Origin of the sequence: Pseudomonas sp. zfem001 (genome assembly GCF_032621725.1) — a bacterium.
GTDB lineage: Bacteria > Pseudomonadota > Gammaproteobacteria > Pseudomonadales > Pseudomonadaceae > Aquipseudomonas > Aquipseudomonas sediminis.
In genome coordinates this window covers 1-17,460 of sequence record NZ_JAVYJI010000011.1, presented here as the reverse complement: position 1 = coordinate 17,460, position 17,460 = coordinate 1, and the positions used below count along the sequence as shown (strand labels likewise).

Sequence of the window (17,460 nt, the reverse complement as noted above, 5' to 3'; positions counted from 1 at the left end):
GCGCGCGGTCAGGGCTACGCCCTAACAACCCCTACGGGCCTGCGGCCCTCCGCGTTGCCAAAGTCGGCAACTTGGAAAAGCAGAGCGGCTTTTTAGCCGCTAAAGAAATGAGGCATCGAGTGGCAATTTTTCACCTTAGCGTTAAGACAATAAGTCGCAGTGCTGGCCGTTCGGCCACTGCGGCTATTGCCTATCGTTCAGGTGAAAGAGTCATGGACGAACGGACGGGCCTAGTCCATGACTACACTCGCCGTCGCGGTATTGAGCACACCGAAATTTTCCTGCCGGAAAATGCGCCAGAGTGGGCCTCAAACCGGGAACAACTTTGGAATGCGGCCGAGCTGGCAGAGAAGCGTAAGAACTCGACCGTTGCCCGTGAATTTGAAGTGGCGCTGCCGGCAGAGCTGAACCGCGAACAGCGCTTAGAACTGGTGCGCGAATTTTCCCGCGACCTGGTGCAACGTCATGGCATGGCCGTTGATGTTGCGATCCATGAGCCGGGAAAGGATGGCGATCACCGAAATCATCACGCACACATCCTTTGCAGCACCCGCCGTCTGACTCCGGAAGGCTTCAATGACAAGACCCGCGAACTGGACGACCAGAAAAGTGGGGAGGTCGCCAACTGGCGGGAGCACTGGGCACAACTGTCGAACCGGCATCTTGAGAAAGCGGGCAGCCAGGAGAGAATCGACCACCGTAGCTTAGAGGCACAAAGGGCCACTGCTATCGAGCGCGGCGACATTGAGCAAGCCGCCAAACTTGAGCGCCTGCCGACCGTACATCTAGGCCCGAACGTGGTGCAGATGGAGAAGCGAGGCATTCAGACGGAGCGTGGCGACATAGGGCGCGATATTGCCCAGCGTAACGCGCAGATCATCAATCTGGCCGAGGTGCGTCGGCGCATCGAGGCGGCGAGGGAAGCTTATGAGCGAAACAATGGAGATGGACGAGATAGAACGTCTGATCGGGTCACTGGACGAGACGTTACCAGAGCAGACACAGAGCGATCTGGAAGAGCCGCCGATAAGTCCGACATTGGCCGCCCTGGAACCGTCCCGCCGCCCTTCGCCCGAGGTCGTTTGCGGAACCTGTCCGAACTCGGTGTGGTTCGCTTCCCCGAACGAGGTGAAGTGCTATTGCCGCGTGATGTTTCTAGTGACCTGGAGCACAAGCGAGCAGAACCAAATCACGCAGTGCGACGGGATGACAATGGGCTGACTGTCGAGAAGCCAGCGACGCCCCGAGAGCTAATGCAGCGTGAGCTAAACGCCGACTTGTTGCGTCGGGCTGTGGCCGACCGCGAACCCGTCAAAGCGGCCAACGACCCAAGTCCGGAAGTCATCAAGCGTGAATGGCAAAACGAGAAGGCGCGGCAATTCACCCTGATAGTGAATCGGGCCAAGGTTCTGCACACCCAGACAGCGGGCCAGATTGAACGCCAGGAAGGGAAGTTGCAGGCCATCGACCAGCAGCGACCTGCCGAACCGAACGGCCTTCTTGCCAGCTTCAAGAAAGCCGCTCACGACCAGGCGCTGACTGCCTGGCGTGGTGTCCGGTCTGGCTTAGAACGGCGTTGGACGCAACTCAACAAGCGCCTAAATCTGATTGGCGATTACATGCGTAAGGCTGGCCCCTATGAGCAGCCCACTCGTGGCGAACTGCTGGCCGAGAAGAAGGCCGCCCAGGTACGTCCGGAGCTGGCCACTAACTTCCAGCAGGTTATCGAGAAAGAGAAGGCCGCCCGCATTGCTGAGCACCGGGCGAAGATCGAGCAACGCCGTCAAGGCAAACACCAGGAGCGAGACATGAAGCAGGAGAGCATCGAGGAGTTGAAGCAACGTACTGACGTGAACCGCGAGAAGGCCGAGCAGACCGAGCGCCTCAACTTGGAAAAGGCCGGCCGTCAGGCAGGTTTCCAGGAGCAAAACGCGGAGCAGAAGTATGAGGAAAACCAGATCGGCAAGCAGCAGGCTGATGCACTGGCGAAAGAGCTAAACGCCGGCACGGACAAAGGCGATCAGACCAAGGAGGCGAAGAAGCGAGAGCTGTTGAAGCGCTTCCAGGAGAAGGCGGAGCGCGACCGCGACAACGATAGAGGCCGAGGCCGCTAGAGCGGTGCCCGGTCGGCGGCAACCGACCGGGCACCTAATCACAAACCACCTGCACAGAGGTGAGTCATGACTGACAACAATTTTACCGACGGCACCCACCGCGACCTAACGAAATATCGAATTACCGTCACTGCCGCTCTCGTCGGCCTTGCCCTGGCCGGCTGGATGATCCAAGCCGCCTATAGCCAACACGTCCAGGTCTTAAACATTGGTGACCAGACCGGCGAACGCCTGCAAATGCGTGACCTCATCGAGCACCAGGAGGGCGCACAGCATGAAAAGCGTTAAGACCCTGCGCCGTACTGCTTTAGCGGCCTACGTCGCGGCCGGCATAGCCCTTCCCCTGGCCGGCTACGCCCTGGCAACCACTCAGGCCAACGTCAACGCTGTGGCGGCCGCACAGAAGCGCCTCAGTGATGCAGAGTGGCGCGATCACCTAGCCGATGACCGGCAGACCAGCGCTGCCAGTGCTGCCGGCAACTTATTGGAGCTGGATTCCCGGCCCTACTCCCCCGCTGTGGATTGGTCGGCCGTGGCCGAGCGAGCCATGCCGTCAGTGGTTATGGTTTCAGTGATCGAGCAGGCTAGAGGCGATGGCAGTAGTAACCGCGCCTGGCTCATCCCTGGCGTACAAACCAACCAGGCCACGACCTGGCTGAACAGGTATCGAGCATGGCGGCAGGACTGGGCCGAGTTTGACCAGGAGCGCGAATGGATAACGATGGGGGCAGGTTTCCTAATCGGTGACGGCCACCAGGTAGCAACCGCTGGCCATGTCCTCAGTGGAGCCGAGGACGTGCGAGTGAAGCTGTCCAGCGGCGAGTGGCGTGCCGCGCATGTGGTTGGTGTTGATCTCGTCCAGGACGTGGCTGTATTGCGTATCACTGGTCAGCCGGGCCAGCCGGTGACGATCGCGCCGGCCATGCCTCGCCAGGGCCAGGCCGTGGCCGCTGTTGGATCACCCCAGGGCTGGGGCTTCTCATTGTCGTCTGGACTGGTGAGCCGCTACGGGGCCGCTAGTGCGATGTTTGCGGCGCAACCTATGTTGCAGGTGGCTATGCCGATCATTGGCGGAAACTCAGGCGGGCCAGTGTTCAACGCCAGGGGGGAGGCTGTCGGTATGGTGTCATTCGGTAAAGAGACATTTAATCAGGCCGTGCCGATTGGTCGCGTGCAGGCTGTGGCCGAGCGGATGCTATAGCTCGAACATGAATACAAAGAGGGCGGCCAACGGCCGCCCTCTTTGCTTCTCACCTATCGGATGCCCTTTGCGATTCATAATGTCGCAGATCGTCAGACATGGTTTCGTGGATAGTGAGCGCCCACTTAGCGAAGTCTTTTATTGGGGAAATTCCCCAAGTAGGAACGTCAGGCGTCTTTCTGGATACTTTAACGGCCTTCCATTCAACGGCAAGCCCACCATCCACATTCATGTGGATGGACTTAATTTTTCTGAGTAGTCCCCCGTGCCCTATATACGTTGTATGGGGCCTGATTTCACTTGGCTTCATTGTTTAAGTTCCTTTTGTCGCGCAAGTATCCAGCCCTCTCCGCCTGGCCCCCGCGTCACCCGAAACTCGCGGGCGGCCCCGGTTTCGATCAGCGCTTGCAGGGTGTCCTGGTCGATGGACTTTCTCATCCGCGCCAGACCTTCCAGATGATTTTGAACTGATCGCCATAACCCAGCTCGTCCGGGTAGGCACGATTGCGGCTGATCCAGGTGATCAGCCGCAGGCTATCGGCAACCAAGGCGTCATCGATGGCCCAAAAGTTGGTGAAGTCGAAGCCGCCATTCTCGCCGGCGTTGTACCAGGCTAGCAGCAGGTCAGCGACCTGGCGGCTTTGGCCAGTGTCGCCTTGGGCGATACCAATCAGGCGCTCTAGGGCGGCGCGGGTATCCAGATCCATTGTGGCCATCAGGCACCTCTGTTCAAGGAGTACCCGTCTAAGTACCCCTGCGGACATAGCGGTATTTCGGAATACCTGTATATTTATACAGGTATAGGGGATGCACGCTGATTAGTTGATTGCAGGCGTCGTCCCGCTGACTGGCTTAGCTACTGGTATCAGCTTCGTCGGATGGAACCAGTCCGACCTGCCCTGGATGAAGACCTGGCAGCCAAGTTGCGATGCGACCACCAAACGCTCGCCGAAAACGCTGCGTACTACCTGGCCCGGCTCGAATTGAGGGTAATTCGGTTGCATAACTGGCGCTCCTGCGATTGTTGGGCATCACTTTATCACGCAGTATTGCGCAATAGCGGTCGGCGTGGATGCCGAATCCTGTAGACTCTCGGCCCGCGAAAAAAGGGGGGAATATGACTCACACGGCACAGGCAAAACAGGCACGGAAGGCAGACCAAACGGCTGCGGAATCCCCGAGTCAGGTACTGGCCACCGCCAGAGTTATGGCCCGCGCCTTGGCAACCACTTTCCCTGCGGATCACCAGCTGGCCCTGGCGCGTGCGTTCGGCGTTCGCCTGATCGAGGCTTGGTGGCGTGGTTTGACCAGCGTCGATATCGATCCCCAGAAACTGCGTTCGCCGCTCCAGCCGTTCCCTACCGAGCCGCTGCCAGAGGCCGCCGCCGCGCTTGCGGAAACCATCGGCCGCACGGCCGCGAGCTTTGATGCCGAGACAGCCGCTTATCAGATCGGCCTGACCTATACCGGCATGCTCCCGGCCGAGCATCGCGGGGAGTACGGAATTTTCTACACCCCCCCCGTCCTGACTGCCCGCTTGATCGACCAAGCAACGGCCGCCAATGTCGACTGGGCGAAGTGTCGCGTGCTTGATCCAGCCTGTGGCGGGGGGGCCTTCCTGGCACCTATCGCCCAGCGGATCATGGACGAGCAGAAGGATTGCAGTCCGAAGCTGCTGATGCAGAGTATCGGCAACCGCTTGCGCGGCTACGAGATCGATCCCTTCGGGGCCTGGCTCAGCCAGGTCACCCTGGATGCTGTGGTACTGCCGATCAGCCGGTTGGCCGGGCGCAAGTTGCCCGTCATGGTTACGGTTTGCGACTCGCTGCGTCGCAGCCCGCCGAAAGACCGTTTCGACCTGGTGATTGGCAATCCTCCATATGGACGGGCCAAGCTCGATGTAGAGACCCGCGAACGCTACAAGCGCTCTCTGTATGGTCATGCCAACCTGTATGGGCTGTTCACCGATCTAGCGCTGCGCCATACCAAGTTGGGCGGCGTGATTGCCTACGTTACTCCGACCTCATTCCTGGCCGGCGTCTACTTCAAGAATCTACGGGCCTTGCTGGGGCGCTCAGCGCCGCCGCTGACCATCGATTTCGTCACCGCCCGTAAGGGCGTTTTTGATGACGTGCTGCAGGAAACCGCTCTAACGACCTATCGTAGAGGCGCGGACAGCGCCCCGGTCGTCGTTGCCGAGATTGCTCCCACCAGTGACGGGCTTGAGGTCCAGCAGACGGGCGAAATCGCCCTCCCCGCTGACCCATCGCAACCCTGGCTCTTGCCGCGCACGACTGAGCAAAGCGCCCTGGTCGAACGCCTGACGCACATGCCCCACCGTCTGGCCGACTGGGGCTATGGCGTGAGCACTGGCCCGCTGGTGTGGAACCGTTTCAAGAGCCAGCTCGCGCAGCGTCCAAGCAGCAAGCGTCTGCCACTGATCTGGGCCGAGGCAATCACCGCCGATGGCCGTTTCGTGTTCCGCGCGGACAAGAAGAATCACGCGCCCTACTTCGAGCTGAAAGCCGGGGACAACTGGCTGGTGACCACCAAGCCCTGCGTCCTGCTGCAACGAACCACGGCCAAGGAACAGAGTCGCCGCCTGATTGCCGCAGCGCTCCCCGCCGAATTTCTGGAGAAGCATGGCGGCGTCGTCATCGAGAACCACATCAACATGATTCGTCCGATCACCGAGGCACCCCAGGTTAGTGCCGAGGCGCTGGGCGCGTTCATCAATAGCGCGGCCGCAGATCGCGCATTTCGCTGCGTAAGCGGATCGGTAGCGGTCTCGGCCTATGAGCTGGAGTCGCTGCCGCTGCCGGCACCCGAGGATCTCGGGGAACTGACTCAGCTAGTCGATGCCGGGGCAGACCGCGAAGCCATCGAGGCTGCATGCAGCCGTTTGTTTGAAGGGGATATGTAGTGCTTCCACCTTACGTACCAAGGGAACTGGTCGCTGAAAGGCTCCCGCTGATCTTCCCGGAAGGAACTCCGAATAGGACATATTGCATTCGCGAGCTGTCGGCCAGCACGGTGTTCACCATGCTGTACATCGGTGCTGTAGAACAATCTGAGGCGCGACTTGGGCCGGTGCATGTCTATCGCATGACGGACGTACAGGCAGCAAATGACAGCGACGAAGAGCGCCTCAGTTACAGGTCGAACCTGCGTAAGAAGTCGTTCGAGGTACCCGGCAAGCGCTGGTACGCTGACAACACCCGCGAACCCATCCGCGATGAGACCCTCCGCGAAGGCCTGGTAGCCGTTGGTGCCGTCATGGAGGACAAGGACGTTCCTACCACGTCCGGTAAGCCGCGCTACGCACTCAAGTCAGATCTCGCGGCCTTGTTCGATCCAGCGCTCCAGGGCGAAGCCCTGGAGGCTGCCATCTTCAAGTGGCAAGAGGAGCACTTGAACAAGGGAGCGCTCGCCCGAGTTTCATTGATGCGTCTTGGTGGTGCCGATAAAGACGGCGTGATGGTTCACTTTCCAAACGGCGAGACCCGCACGCTGTCCTACGGCCCCAGCTCGCTGATTTCGCGAGCGGTTGTCGAGGTGTTCGCCAATCAGTTCCTGGAAAAGCCAGTTGTGCTCTGGCTCAGCGAGTCGAGCAACAAGGTCGCCATGCAGGATCTGCGCATGGCATCGAGTATTGGTCTCGACATCGAGGCGCAGAAAAATCTGCCTGACTTGATCCTGGTAGACCTCGGGCCGAAACATCCCCTGATTGTCTTTATCGAGGTGGTAGCCACCGATGGCGCGATCACAGCACGCCGCCAGGAAGCACTGTTCGAGCTGACAGACAAGGGCGGTTTCAAGCGCTCGCAAGTGGCTTTTGTCACTGCGTATGCAGATCGTGAGTCGGCTGGCTTCAAGAAGACCGTCACCGGCTTGGCCTGGGGCTCGTTTGCCTGGTTTATGAGTGAGCCCGATAAGATTTTCATGCTCCGCGATGGAAGCAGTCAGCTATCTAGCCTGAACCAGCTTGTTACAGATCAGGGCTGAGCCAGCTGCTAGATTCACCAGCCCCCGCCCCGCAGCGCCTGTAGCGTTACCGACTTGTCATCCTCCCCCGCAATGGGGGAAGGATTCCGGCTGTGTGCTGCACGCACCTTGTTGACCAGCTCCAGGCCCGTGCGGCCCGCTCAAACACCCTGCCGGATACGGTGTCGCAGGAGTTAGGACTAGTGCGACGGCTAGAAAGCTGTCGTTTTCAGAAGGCGACTGCACCAGTTCACTGGGCTGGCCGCCGTGTGTGCATAGAACTTCTGACCGGGAACGGTCAGAAGTTCTATGCACGAAGCGCCGCGAGAGATCGGAATTGCTCAGAACTCTTGTGCACGGCGCGACAAAGCCGGAACCGCCGAAAATTCCGGCGATCAACCGGCAAGCTGCTTGATGCGCTCGGCCAGGCGGCCGAAAGCCTCGTTCACGTATTCCAGCACCTTGGGTTCTGCGCCCTGCGTGCGCAGCGAGTCTTTGAAGGCTTCCAGGTCGGACAGCCATTGCCGATGCAGGCGGCCCAGCTCGTCGAGCTGAGGCCGGAAGTCTTGGAGACTGCCGCTCGCACGAAACGCCTGGTAGCCACGCTCAAGCGTGGCCGCCGTGGTCAGCAGTTGCGCGCCCATTTGCTTGTGCTGTTCGGAGAACTCGGCCATGCCGTCATAGGGCCGCGAAGCCTTGCGGCGCTCGGCTTCGGATGCCTCTTCCATGATGCGGGCGTAGCGGTAGAACCCTGGGAACTCGCGGGACAGCGCCATGAGCTGCTGATCGGATGTGCCGACCCAAATCCTGTGCAGGTCAGGCCCGTACCCCATCATGCGATTGATGATGGCATGGGCCTCGCTGACACCCTGGGCGGCAAGCTGCTGCATGTGTTGGTCGATCTTCGCGGCCAGTCGGCGGAATTCGTTCATGCTCATGTCCGTCACAAAAGGCGCGTTGATTGCCCTTGCGCCGTGAGAAGTGCCACCGCCTTCTTATCGAAGGAAACGAAGGTTTCCCCGCCAAGCCAGTTGCCTTCGTAGGCAATGACGCCATCGGCAAAGTCTCCGCCCGCGTCGAGCACCAGCAAGCCAGCCTCCACGGCAGGCCGGTTCACTTCCACATTCGCGGCGGCCAGTAGTGCCCGGATCGCGCTGGCCGCGTCGGCTTGCTGGAAGCCGTAGACACGCAGCAGCACCCAAACAAATTCGCATAGGCACGGCAGCGCGACCGCGATCAACTCGGCGTCGGTCAAGACTGCGGCGGCAACGTCCGCTTGTGCGGGATCGTCACGCACAACCGCACGCACAAGGACGTTGGTATCGACTGCGACCTTCATTGCTTACCTGCCCAGCCTTGCGCCGCCGCCTCGTTGATTTCTTCGATGGTGGCAACCTTCTGCGTCTTGCCCGCGAGCAGGCCGACAAAGCTGGCTATCGTCCCTGCGGGCCGTGCCGCCTTGAGCACGCCCCGACCGTCTGGCAACAAGTCCAGCTCGATCTTGTCGCCTGGCCTGATGCCGAGGTGTTGCAGTACGTCCTTCCGAAACGTCACTTGTCCCCGTGCGGTAACGGTCAATGTGGTCATGGTGGTTTGCCCTCGCAATCAAGGTTGATGCTTCACATAGTAATGCAAAAATGCCTTACCGTCAATGTCCGTCAAACGATCATTAGTCGGCCATGCCGGACACTGTCCAGCAAAGTTATTGCACAACGGGTTGTCGGACATTAAGATAGGCGGACGGAATGACGGACAAGAGAGGCGGCAAATGGCACTGATCGGCTATGCGCGGGTATCGACGGCGGAACAGGACACCGCCTTGCAGACGGATGCGCTACGCAAGGCAGGCTGCGAGCGCGTTTTCGAGGACACGGCTTCCGGGGCCAAGGCCGACCGCCCCGGCTTGGCTGATGCGCTGGCCTACCTGCGCGACGGCGACGTGCTGGCCGTCTGGCGGCTGGATCGGCTCGGGCGCTCTATGCCGCACCTAATCGAAACGATAGGCGCGCTGGAAGCGCGAGGCGTCGGCTTCCGTTCTCTGACGGAAGCCATCGACACCACCACGCCAGGCGGGCGGCTCATCTTCCACGTGTTCGGCGCGCTGGGCCAGTTCGAGCGCGACTTGATCCGCGAGCGCACCAAGGCCGGGTTGACTGCCGCCGCCGCTCGTGGGAGGAAGGGCGGGCGAAAGCCGGTTGTCACCGCCGACAAGTTGCAGCGAGCGCGGGAGCACATCGCCAACGGGCTTAATGTCCGAGAGGCCGCTACACGGCTCAAGGTGAGCAAGACGGCCCTGTACACCGCGCTGCAATCCACCAGTGCAGCCGACTCCTGATATTCCGTGCAGTCGTCTTCTGAAAATGACAAAAGCGCTGCTCCGCCTGGCGTTGGGGTGTCGCGCTTTATTGTCGCAGGTTGCCTATAATTGGCGACATAATCTGCGACACGACCAGGAGGACGCCTTGAGCACGAAATCACTGATGGACGCCATTGGCCGGGAGAAGGCGCAAACACTGATGGACGAAGCCGTATTCCAGGCCATTGAGGAAAATCGAGCACACGGCCTCGGCAGCTCCAAGCTGATGCTTGGCTATGCCCGAGTAAGCACTGATGACCAGGACTTAACCAACCAGCGTACCGAGCTGCACAGCGCGGGCTGCATCAAGATTTTCGGTGAGAAGATCACTGGAATCAGACGTGACCGGCCGGAGCTGGCCCGCCTGCTCGATCACCTGCGCCCCGGTGACGTTGTGACCGTGACCAGGCTCGACCGCCTGGCCAGGAGCACCCGCGACCTGCTGGACATTGCCGAACGCATCCAGGCAGCCGGAGCTGGCCTGCGCAGCCTGGCCGAGCCGTGGGCCGACACCACGACCCCAGCCGGCCGCATGGTGCTGACCGTGTTCGCCGGCATTGCCGAGTTCGAGCGATCCCTAATCATCGACCGCACCAGGAGCGGCCGAGAAGCGGCCAAGGCGCGAGGCGTGAAGTTTGGCCCCCGCCCTACCCTCTCTCTGGCGCAGATCGAGCACGCCCGCGAGCTGATCGACCTGGAAGGACGCCCCGTAAAGGAGGTGGCTGACCTGCTAGGTGTTCACCGTTCGACCCTATACCGCGCACTTGAGAAGAAGGAGACGACCCAATGACCACCCACCACGAAGAACCGGCTTTTCTGGACGATGAAGGCCCGAGTGAGGATCTGCCCTCGTTTATCTCCACGACCAACGCCCGCGAACTGTATGGACTGCGTGAAGGCGAAACCGTGCCGGAAGCCATAGCCAGGAACAAGCTGGCCGAGGAAGTGCAGCTACCCCTAGAGCTGCCCATCTGGGTAAGCAAACGTCCATCAGACCTGTGAGATTTTAACTATATGAGCCGTGTGCGTTTGCTTACACAGGAAGAAATCGAAGCACTCCGCAAAGACATGGAAGAGGCGTCCGCATGGGCAAAAGGTGAGCTGGCCAGGCGGCGTGGAAATGGCGATAAGCCGACCAGAAAGCAGTCCTGTACGGAACCTGCAAGGATTGACAAGGACACCTGATTAACAATAATAGCGATACGTTTTTAATATTAAAAAAGGTGTCGCATGATCATTACGATAGGGAACACAAAAGGCGGTGTTGGGAAGACTACTCTTGCCGTGAACCTGGCGATTGCACGTGCCATGTCCGGCCGTGATGTGTGGCTGATCGATGGTGACCGGCAGGGTACTGCACAGACAGCTATCAGCATCCGTGCAGAAGCTGGGCACCAACCCGGGATTTCCTGTGCGACTTATCCAGATGGCCCAACCCTTCGTGCTCAAGTTCAGCAACAGGCTGGAAAGTTTGACGACATCATCATTGACGCAGGCGGGCGCGACTCGACCGCCTTGCGCGCCGCCCTGGTGCTGTCGGATGTTCTTCTGATCCCCTTCCAGCCACGCAGCTATGACGTGTGGGCTTTGAATGACATTGCCGCATTGGTCGATGAAGCTCGCAGTGTGCGCGACGGGTTGCGGGCCGTGGCCGTGCTGAACTGCGCAGATTCCGGCGAGGCTTCGACCGACAACGCTGATGCAGCAGCCGCTGTCGCAGACGTTCCACAGTTCGAGTATCTGGCCACCCCAATACGCCGCCGTAAGGCTTTTGCTAACGCTGCCGGCGCGGGCCTATCTGTCCTGGAACTAAAGCCCGCAGATAAGAAGGCTATAGACGAGCTTAATGCGCTTGTTTCAGCATTGTTTTAATATTAAAATAATGTGTAATTAGTATTGAGGTTAACCGCTATGGCTATCACAAGACCTAAACCAAAAAACACCCAAGAAGCTACGGATGCTTTCATTTCTGGTGCTCCTGATGCCGAGGCTCGGCCGCGTGGCGTGAAGAAGGGCAACAAGCAGCAGATCAGTCTGACCATTGCGCCGGCATTGCTTGTGAAAGTGGATGAGCTGGCTGCCGAGCTGGGGCAGTCCCGCGCCGCCATTATCAACATGGCGATTTATCGGGCTGTTGAGCATGGGTTAATCATCGACGGCTTGCGTAAAGACTGACGATGTTTAGCTGCTAAAGAGGGGGGACAGGATGACCAAGCGAGACGGCCAGACGCCGCATGAGGCCATGACGGAGGATTTATTTCGCCGGATTAAAGCCGAGGCTCGACCAGGTGAAACCTATGACCAGGCAGCCTCTCGACTCCGGCAAGCGATGGCCAAGGAAAAGCAGTCATCTGCATCATCCATCCGGAAGCCCCCTAAAGGCGATGAGCAGCAGGATTTCTTTGTTCCGACACTCTATGACGTTGGGAATCGGGACAGCCGAAGCATTATGGATGTGGCTGTATTCCGTTTGTCGAAGAAGGAAAAGCGGGCTGGAGAGGTGATCCACTACACCCTGCCAGATGGGTATGTTGAGGTGAAATCTGGCCCTGACGGTATGGCTTCAATTTGGGATTACGACATTGTGCTGATGTTGGTATCCCACTTAACGGAGTCTATGAACCGTTACAGAGAAGGGCAGGGCGAAAAGCCTGGCCGTAGCTTCCGGCCGCACGTTAGCGAAATATTGAAATTCTGCCGCAAAGGCGATGGAGGGAAGCAGAGCGATGATGTTGAGGCTGCCCTGGATCGTCTCAAAGGCACGACCATAAAAAGCGTGCGTGAACGCCCTGCAGAGCGTGGTAAGCGCATCGTGCGAGAGGTTGAGGCAGAAGGGTTGATCAGCAGTTACAAGGTGATTTCATACACCGATACAGGAAAGGTTTCCTCGGTTGAGATCGAGGCCCCACAGTGGCTACATCGAGAGATAACCGAAGGGAAGCGGCCAGACGTTCTGACAGTCCACCCGGACTATTTCCTGATTGATCCTGGTATCGGTCGGTTTGTCTATCGCCTTGCTCGCCGTGCTGCCGGCAAGGGACAGGCGAAATGGGCTTTCAAGACGCTCTACGAGCGCAGCGGTTCGACGGGCGCATTCAAGAAGTTCAGCTTCACCTTGCGGAAGCTGATCGAGGCCAATGACATACCCGAGTATGTGCTCACAGAAGAGTCTGGCCAGATGGGGCCGCTCCTGGTGATGCGTCATCGAGACGCGCCCCTGTTGGAAAGCCCGCAAAGCGAACAGGATGATGGTGCTGGTGGTTCCTAATGTACGGGGCCAGGCCATGGTGTCCGCTAGGACATAATGTCCTAAAGCCCTTTTCGGGTGCTTTACCCCTTCATCCTGTGGATAGCCCGTACATTAGGAACCAATCTCCGTACATTAGGAACCAATCTCCGTACATTAGGAACCAATCTCCGTACATTAGGAACCGGCCATGTTCGTAAGCTGTTGATTTATAAGAAGAAAAAGAGCTTTTTTCGGTCTAAATCTTTTAAAACTATTTAAAACTCTTAAAACCCTCCTTAGCTGTGCATAACCGCACTGCCGCAGCATGACGAGCAACAGCAAAAAGCGCCTACCCTTCGGTCGCTTCGCTCCCTTCGCCCCGCCGCTTCGCGTCGGCCTGTCGGGCCTTCGGCCCTTGATAATGCCTGGCCTACGGCCAGAGCTTTCCACCAGGCGCGGACAAGCCGCGCTGCCGTAGCTCAACCATCTGAGCAGCATCGAGCACCCGCGGTGCCTGGAATATCGCTAAAAGCTGGTTGGACAGTGTTCCGAGGTGCATTTGCCATCTGCGTCAGATCTGGACGATATGCACTGCCCGGGAAGACGCACTGTGTGAACGCCAAGGGGAGGTATGCCCGGCGAAAACTTTAGCCCAGCCGAAAAAAAACGCCTAACCGGGCGGTTTCCGCAGGTTCTGGTTTGCAATCAGTGTGGGGGTTAGCCCATATCCCAAATCATGATGCCTAGCTCAGCATCGGGCGGGCATTGGGCGATTCGTTCCTGGAGCATCTCGGGCGTGTAGTAGGCCGAGATTTTGGGCCTCTTCACCGCTGGCAGGATGGGCAGCACGTCACGAGCCAAGCCTCTGTACAGGGTGGGGAAGTAGTCCGAGCGCGTCTGTGTGAGCTTCCCGGCCTCTAGCAGATCATCCAGGGCGTGCCAGCGGTGCAGCGAACCTTCCCACGAAGCCAGGGTGCTTGCTGCGTTGCGGTCTTCGTCGTCCGGGTTCAGGTAGACCGTTATCCAAAAACTCATTCTGCCCCTCCAGAAACATGGCCCGCACCGTAGGCCATCAGTCGAAAATCTGTCAACAATCCCTCAAGTGTCAATGAATTCAACAGAGCACCAGAACAATCCAGATCACACGCCCACCAGATGCGGAGAGGCCCGCATTGAGCGGGCCTGACATTGACACTTGAGGGACACGCAACTTTGACAGCTACGCTTTAATGTTTGCTTTACGCTTCCGCCAAGCAACCAGGTCGATCACTTGGGCCGTGCGGCGTGCTGCCGAACGCGCCGGGGTTGATGGTTGATGCTTAGGCTTGAGCATCTCGGCCAGGAAAGCCCAAACGAACACAAATGGCGTCAGCGGTAGCACGGCGAGGAAGCCGAGCGCCCGCAGTGAGGCGAACCAAGCCCGCCGCAGGCCCATAGGCAGCTTGCGCAGCAGATCAAGGATGAACCCCCCGATTAGCCAGAGTGGCGCGCCCATGACCATGACAGCGGCCACCAGGGCAGGCCCGAGGCGACGACCGAACCAGACGCCGGCTCCGAGTGCTAGCAGTATCCCGATGACCATCATCATCTTGGCAGCCCCTAGCTGTGGTACGGATTGGGGTCAGCTTTACCTACAGACTCAGCATCCACCAGGTAATTGAGCCTGGCGAGCTGGTACGGGTATTCACCTTTGACCAGGACAATCGGCCGTTCCGGGCCGGCGCGCATCACCTCATCAGGTGTGAGCAGATGACGCCCGGTGAACTGCTGCGAGCTGCCGGCGCTCTTGCCCCGGTTCATCGAACCCCCACCGCCTGACAGGCCGGAGCCGCTGTTCTTACCCTCGTTGTGGGTTTCGTACTCGATAGTGGCCTGGCCCAGCGAGTCGCTGACGTACTTCGCGGTGTCGTAGTCATCCGTTCCGAAAAACACCTTGGCACTGTTTGCCATGAAGGTTTGCCAGCGCGGATATACGCCCTTGAGCTGGGAGAGGTCTTGCAGGAACACCCAAAACGCCAGGCCATAGCCGCGCATGAGGGAAACAGCGTCCTCGATGGCCTTCATGTAGCCAAGCTGGGCGAACTCATCCAGGACGAAAACAACACGGTGCGGCGGCTGCTGGGATGATGCAGTAATGGCCGCGATCACCGACCCGACGAATAGGCGAACAAACCGCGCATTGGTCGCGATCTTGTTCGCAGGCATGACCAGGTAAACGGTCATCAGCTCGGCTTTGATTGCTGCAAGGTCAAAGTCGCTACGCGACAGCGCGGCTACGATCCGAGGATCGTCCAGGAAGGACGTATTGCGGCGAGCAGTCGAGAGAACCGAACCGCGCTCACGGTCAGCCATACCCATGATGGTATTAGCCGCCCTGGCGGGGATGCCGAACGCCGCCGAATCGTCGGCAGCCATATCGGCTAGCGTGCCGAGGAATGTTTCCTCATCAGCAGTAATCAGCCGGCGCAGCTCGCCCAGGTGACGGCTGGCCGGATCGTCCAGGCCGGCAACGTGCAGCATCATCCCTTGCAGCAGTGTTTTGGCCGATTCGTCGAAATGCTCAGCGCCACCCTTGGCGTCTGAAATAACCAGCGAATCGGCCAGCATGGCCGACTCGCTGACGCAATCTGCTTCCGATAGGTTGAGGCGATCCAGTACGTTGAATGCAGCGCACTCGGAGCCATTCACGCTGAACGGATCAACCAGGAAAACCTTATGACCCAGCTCGCGGCGAGCGCGGGCCGTTACGGCCGCGTTTTCGCCCTTCACGTCGAGCACCAGGCAGGAACCGGGATACTCCAGCAGGTTCGGAATGACCGCGCCAATACCTTTACCGGAGCCGTTCGGCGCGACCGTCACCACATGGCCGACATAGCGGAAACGCTGATCGAAACCAGCCGGCGCATCGGTCACGCGAGCCAAGGCTAGGCCCGCTTGTTTGGGCGGGTTGCTCAGGCTGTAGAGGTGGCCGGCTTCCTGAATCTCGGTGGCCGTTCCCCAGCGTGCGGAACCGTGGGTAGCGACCGGCGCGGCCATCTGCGCGACAACACCAGCAGATGCCGAGACTGGCGCACCGCCTAGGCCGGCGCGGAGGTTTTCAAGAGTCCCGCCAATGGTTAGAAGGCGCTGGGCGGTCGGTGTATTTGCACCCGCCCGAGCAGCCAACCAGCCAAAAACCTGGCCGGCGAAATGGTAGGTAGCAAAAGTTCCAGCCAGCGCGGCGGCAATCATGAGCCACTGGGGCAGGAAAGGGAGGAACACAAAAGCACCTGCCATCGCAGTTCCCGGAACCATGAATGCCAACCCGGCAGCAGCGGCAGCAGTAACCGGGTTGAGTTTACGTTTCATGCCCCAGTAAGAGCCGGCGAACGTCACTACCAGGAGCATGAGCAGCCACGGTTTCCAGACAGTCAACACGCGCTCCAAGAACCCCGAGAAATAACCGTCAACCGTGCGACCTTCGAGGCGATCACGGCGAGCCGTACCGGCTGCTTGGCGTTGCGCCACAGTTTCGACTTTCACTGCATCACCAGCGGCCCGGCTAAGCCCGGCCACGAACTCAGCACCGCGCCCGCTGGCTTGGTTCAGGATCGACGCTGCTAGCGTGGCTGCTTTTGATTCCTGGCCAGGTGTTTGGCTCGCCTCGGTGATCTTGGCTAGTGCGTCATCGAACGATGCCGGCGCAGACATGCCGACATTCTGGAAAAAGAAACTCAGGTCTTGCCCGAACAAAGAGCGGACAGCCGCCGCGCCTTGCGCGTTGGGTGTGTCAGTTGCCGCCCGCTGCATTTCCAGAAGCGGCCCCTTTGCCTCAGTAAATGCCGCTTGGAATGCGCCCCAGTTTCCTGCGCTGGCCGCTGTACTGATTTTCTCTCTGGCGTTATCCAGTGCTGCCAATTTGGCAGCCCAAGAATCAAAAACGGCGTTTTCAGCATCGCAGCGCATAGTTTCGCGTGCGATGGCCTGTGCCTTTTCCTGCGGATCATTGATGAAAGCCCCTGCGTCCGAACTAGGCACGCACTTGTTAAACGTGGCAGCCGAGACGGGCGGGGCCATAGAAATGATAAACGTGCCAAATAGGACAGCCACGATGCTGGCCCAAAGCCGTTCTAGATACCAATTAATGTCAGTCATAAATCACCTCTGTGCAGGTTGATAAAAACAGCGTTACGGCTGGTTGCCGCCACCCGTATCGCTGGGTGCTTCGCTGGCCTGTTCTTGATTCAAAGCTGGTAGATCAAACAGCTCGCGGTCGCGGTCTGCTTTCAGCTCAGAATTGAGCAGGTCTTGAAGCTGATTCATATGCCACTCACCGCGCTTAACCTTGGCGAGCACTGCGCCTCCAATAAGGATTTTGCGGCGAGCATCTTTCTTGCGTTCTGCTTCGCTCTCCCTTTGTTTCAGCGCCTGAATCTGTGCCTTTAGCTGTGCCTCCTTTTCTAGCAGTTCAGCCAATTTGTCCTTAGTACGCTTTGCCATTGTGGCTCCTCCTTTTATGAGGCTTGAATACTAGCGCTGATGGTGGTACAAGGCAACCCGAAGCAAAGCGAAGGGCGCACTTATGCAAACTTCGTTT

At 59.1% G+C, this 17,460-nt stretch carries 18 protein-coding genes and 1 pseudogene; 11 read left to right on the top strand and 8 right to left on the bottom strand.

Features of this window, described 5'->3' with window-relative positions; genetic code table 11:
• Positions 1-107: 107 nt before the first annotated feature.
• The 3 genes from mobQ to RTH74_RS24015 all read left to right on the top strand — a co-directional run bounded on the left by mobQ (position 108) and on the right by RTH74_RS24015 (position 3,315).
• Positions 108-2,114 (top strand): MobQ family relaxase, encoded by a 2,007-nt coding sequence (gene mobQ, locus RTH74_RS24025; protein ID WP_316916324.1) that lies wholly within the window; start codon positions 108-110, stop codon positions 2,112-2,114.
• Between the two features lie 66 nt (positions 2,115-2,180).
• On the top strand, positions 2,181-2,402 hold the full coding sequence (locus RTH74_RS24020; RefSeq protein ID WP_069897752.1) for a hypothetical protein: 222 nt from the start codon (positions 2,181-2,183) through the stop codon (positions 2,400-2,402).
• Positions 2,389-3,315: a serine protease gene (locus RTH74_RS24015; RefSeq protein WP_316916323.1), complete on the top strand. Its 927-nt coding sequence runs from the start codon at positions 2,389-2,391 to the stop codon at positions 3,313-3,315. Before RTH74_RS24020 ends, RTH74_RS24015 begins: the two co-directional genes overlap by 14 nt.
• A gap of 434 nt (positions 3,316-3,749) precedes the next feature.
• Here the strand turns inward: RTH74_RS24015 and RTH74_RS24010 are convergent, their stop codons facing one another.
• Positions 3,750-4,031, bottom strand: a complete 282-nt coding sequence (locus RTH74_RS24010) for a DUF7673 family protein (RefSeq protein ID WP_316916322.1) — start codon at positions 4,029-4,031, stop codon at positions 3,750-3,752.
• Between the two features lie 491 nt (positions 4,032-4,522).
• Here RTH74_RS24010 and RTH74_RS24005 point away from each other — a divergent pair, with 491 nt between their 5' ends.
• Both RTH74_RS24005 and RTH74_RS24000 read left to right on the top strand, forming a co-directional pair.
• Entirely contained in the window at positions 4,523-6,238 is a 1,716-nt protein-coding gene (locus RTH74_RS24005) for an Eco57I restriction-modification methylase domain-containing protein (RefSeq protein WP_316916321.1), read from the top strand.
• Positions 6,238-7,320 carry a BsuBI/PstI family type II restriction endonuclease gene (locus RTH74_RS24000; protein ID WP_316916320.1) on the top strand — a complete coding sequence of 361 codons (1,083 nt, stop codon included), beginning with the start codon at positions 6,238-6,240 and terminating at the stop codon, positions 7,318-7,320. Before RTH74_RS24005 ends, RTH74_RS24000 begins: the two co-directional genes overlap by 1 nt.
• A 374-nt stretch (positions 7,321-7,694) precedes the next feature.
• Here the strand turns inward: RTH74_RS24000 and RTH74_RS23995 are convergent, their stop codons facing one another.
• The 3 genes from RTH74_RS23995 to RTH74_RS23985 are packed head-to-tail and all read right to left on the bottom strand — an operon-like array spanning position 7,695 to position 8,886.
• Complete coding sequence (locus RTH74_RS23995; protein ID WP_003159187.1) at positions 7,695-8,231, bottom strand: hypothetical protein; 537 nt, start codon at positions 8,229-8,231, stop codon at positions 7,695-7,697.
• Positions 8,232-8,242: 11 nt separating this feature from the next.
• The gene (locus tag RTH74_RS23990; RefSeq protein ID WP_003159186.1) at positions 8,243-8,638 is read right to left on the bottom strand and encodes a type II toxin-antitoxin system VapC family toxin; all 396 of its coding nucleotides are present in this window, start codon (positions 8,636-8,638) and stop codon (positions 8,243-8,245) included.
• The gene (locus RTH74_RS23985) at positions 8,635-8,886 is read right to left on the bottom strand and encodes an AbrB/MazE/SpoVT family DNA-binding domain-containing protein (RefSeq protein WP_003108276.1); all 252 of its coding nucleotides are present in this window, start codon (positions 8,884-8,886) and stop codon (positions 8,635-8,637) included. The genes RTH74_RS23990 and RTH74_RS23985 overlap by 4 nt, the downstream gene beginning before the upstream one ends.
• 181 nt (positions 8,887-9,067) lie before the next feature.
• On the opposite strand from RTH74_RS23985, the gene RTH74_RS23980 reads away from it, so the two are divergent.
• The 6 genes and pseudogenes from RTH74_RS23980 to RTH74_RS23955 all read left to right on the top strand — a co-directional run bounded on the left by RTH74_RS23980 (position 9,068) and on the right by RTH74_RS23955 (position 12,923).
• On the top strand, positions 9,068-9,634 hold the full coding sequence (locus RTH74_RS23980) for a recombinase family protein (RefSeq protein ID WP_003159185.1): 567 nt from the start codon (positions 9,068-9,070) through the stop codon (positions 9,632-9,634).
• 247 nt (positions 9,635-9,881) lie between these two features.
• Complete coding sequence (locus RTH74_RS23975; RefSeq protein ID WP_169957288.1) at positions 9,882-10,445, top strand: recombinase family protein; 564 nt, start codon at positions 9,882-9,884, stop codon at positions 10,443-10,445.
• A 14-nt stretch (positions 10,446-10,459) separates the two neighbouring features.
• Positions 10,460-10,582 (top strand): annotated as a pseudogene (locus RTH74_RS23970) (conjugal transfer protein TraD); the annotation flags it as partial.
• Between the two features lie 303 nt (positions 10,583-10,885).
• The gene (locus tag RTH74_RS23965; protein WP_086222243.1) at positions 10,886-11,527 is read left to right on the top strand and encodes an AAA family ATPase; all 642 of its coding nucleotides are present in this window, start codon (positions 10,886-10,888) and stop codon (positions 11,525-11,527) included.
• Positions 11,528-11,566: 39 nt separating this feature from the next.
• Positions 11,567-11,830: a CopG family transcriptional regulator gene (locus RTH74_RS23960; RefSeq protein ID WP_069897757.1), complete on the top strand. Its 264-nt coding sequence runs from the start codon at positions 11,567-11,569 to the stop codon at positions 11,828-11,830.
• 31 nt (positions 11,831-11,861) lie between these two features.
• On the top strand, positions 11,862-12,923 hold the full coding sequence (locus RTH74_RS23955; protein ID WP_316916319.1) for a replication initiator protein A: 1,062 nt from the start codon (positions 11,862-11,864) through the stop codon (positions 12,921-12,923).
• 678 nt (positions 12,924-13,601) lie between these two features.
• Here the strand turns inward: RTH74_RS23955 and RTH74_RS23950 are convergent.
• From RTH74_RS23950 to RTH74_RS23935, 4 genes are all read right to left on the bottom strand, one after another.
• Positions 13,602-13,919 (bottom strand): hypothetical protein, encoded by a 318-nt coding sequence (locus RTH74_RS23950; RefSeq protein WP_316916318.1) that lies wholly within the window; start codon positions 13,917-13,919, stop codon positions 13,602-13,604.
• 184 nt (positions 13,920-14,103) lie between these two features.
• On the bottom strand, positions 14,104-14,472 hold the full coding sequence (locus RTH74_RS23945; protein WP_316916317.1) for a hypothetical protein: 369 nt from the start codon (positions 14,470-14,472) through the stop codon (positions 14,104-14,106).
• An 11-nt stretch (positions 14,473-14,483) separates the two neighbouring features.
• A complete protein-coding gene (locus tag RTH74_RS23940) occupies positions 14,484-17,018 on the bottom strand; it encodes a type IV secretory system conjugative DNA transfer family protein (protein ID WP_316916316.1) in 2,535 nt (844 codons plus the stop codon).
• 33 nt (positions 17,019-17,051) lie between these two features.
• A complete protein-coding gene (locus RTH74_RS23935) occupies positions 17,052-17,363 on the bottom strand; it encodes a mobilization protein (protein WP_169957275.1) in 312 nt (103 codons plus the stop codon).
• Positions 17,364-17,460 lie beyond the last annotated feature (97 nt).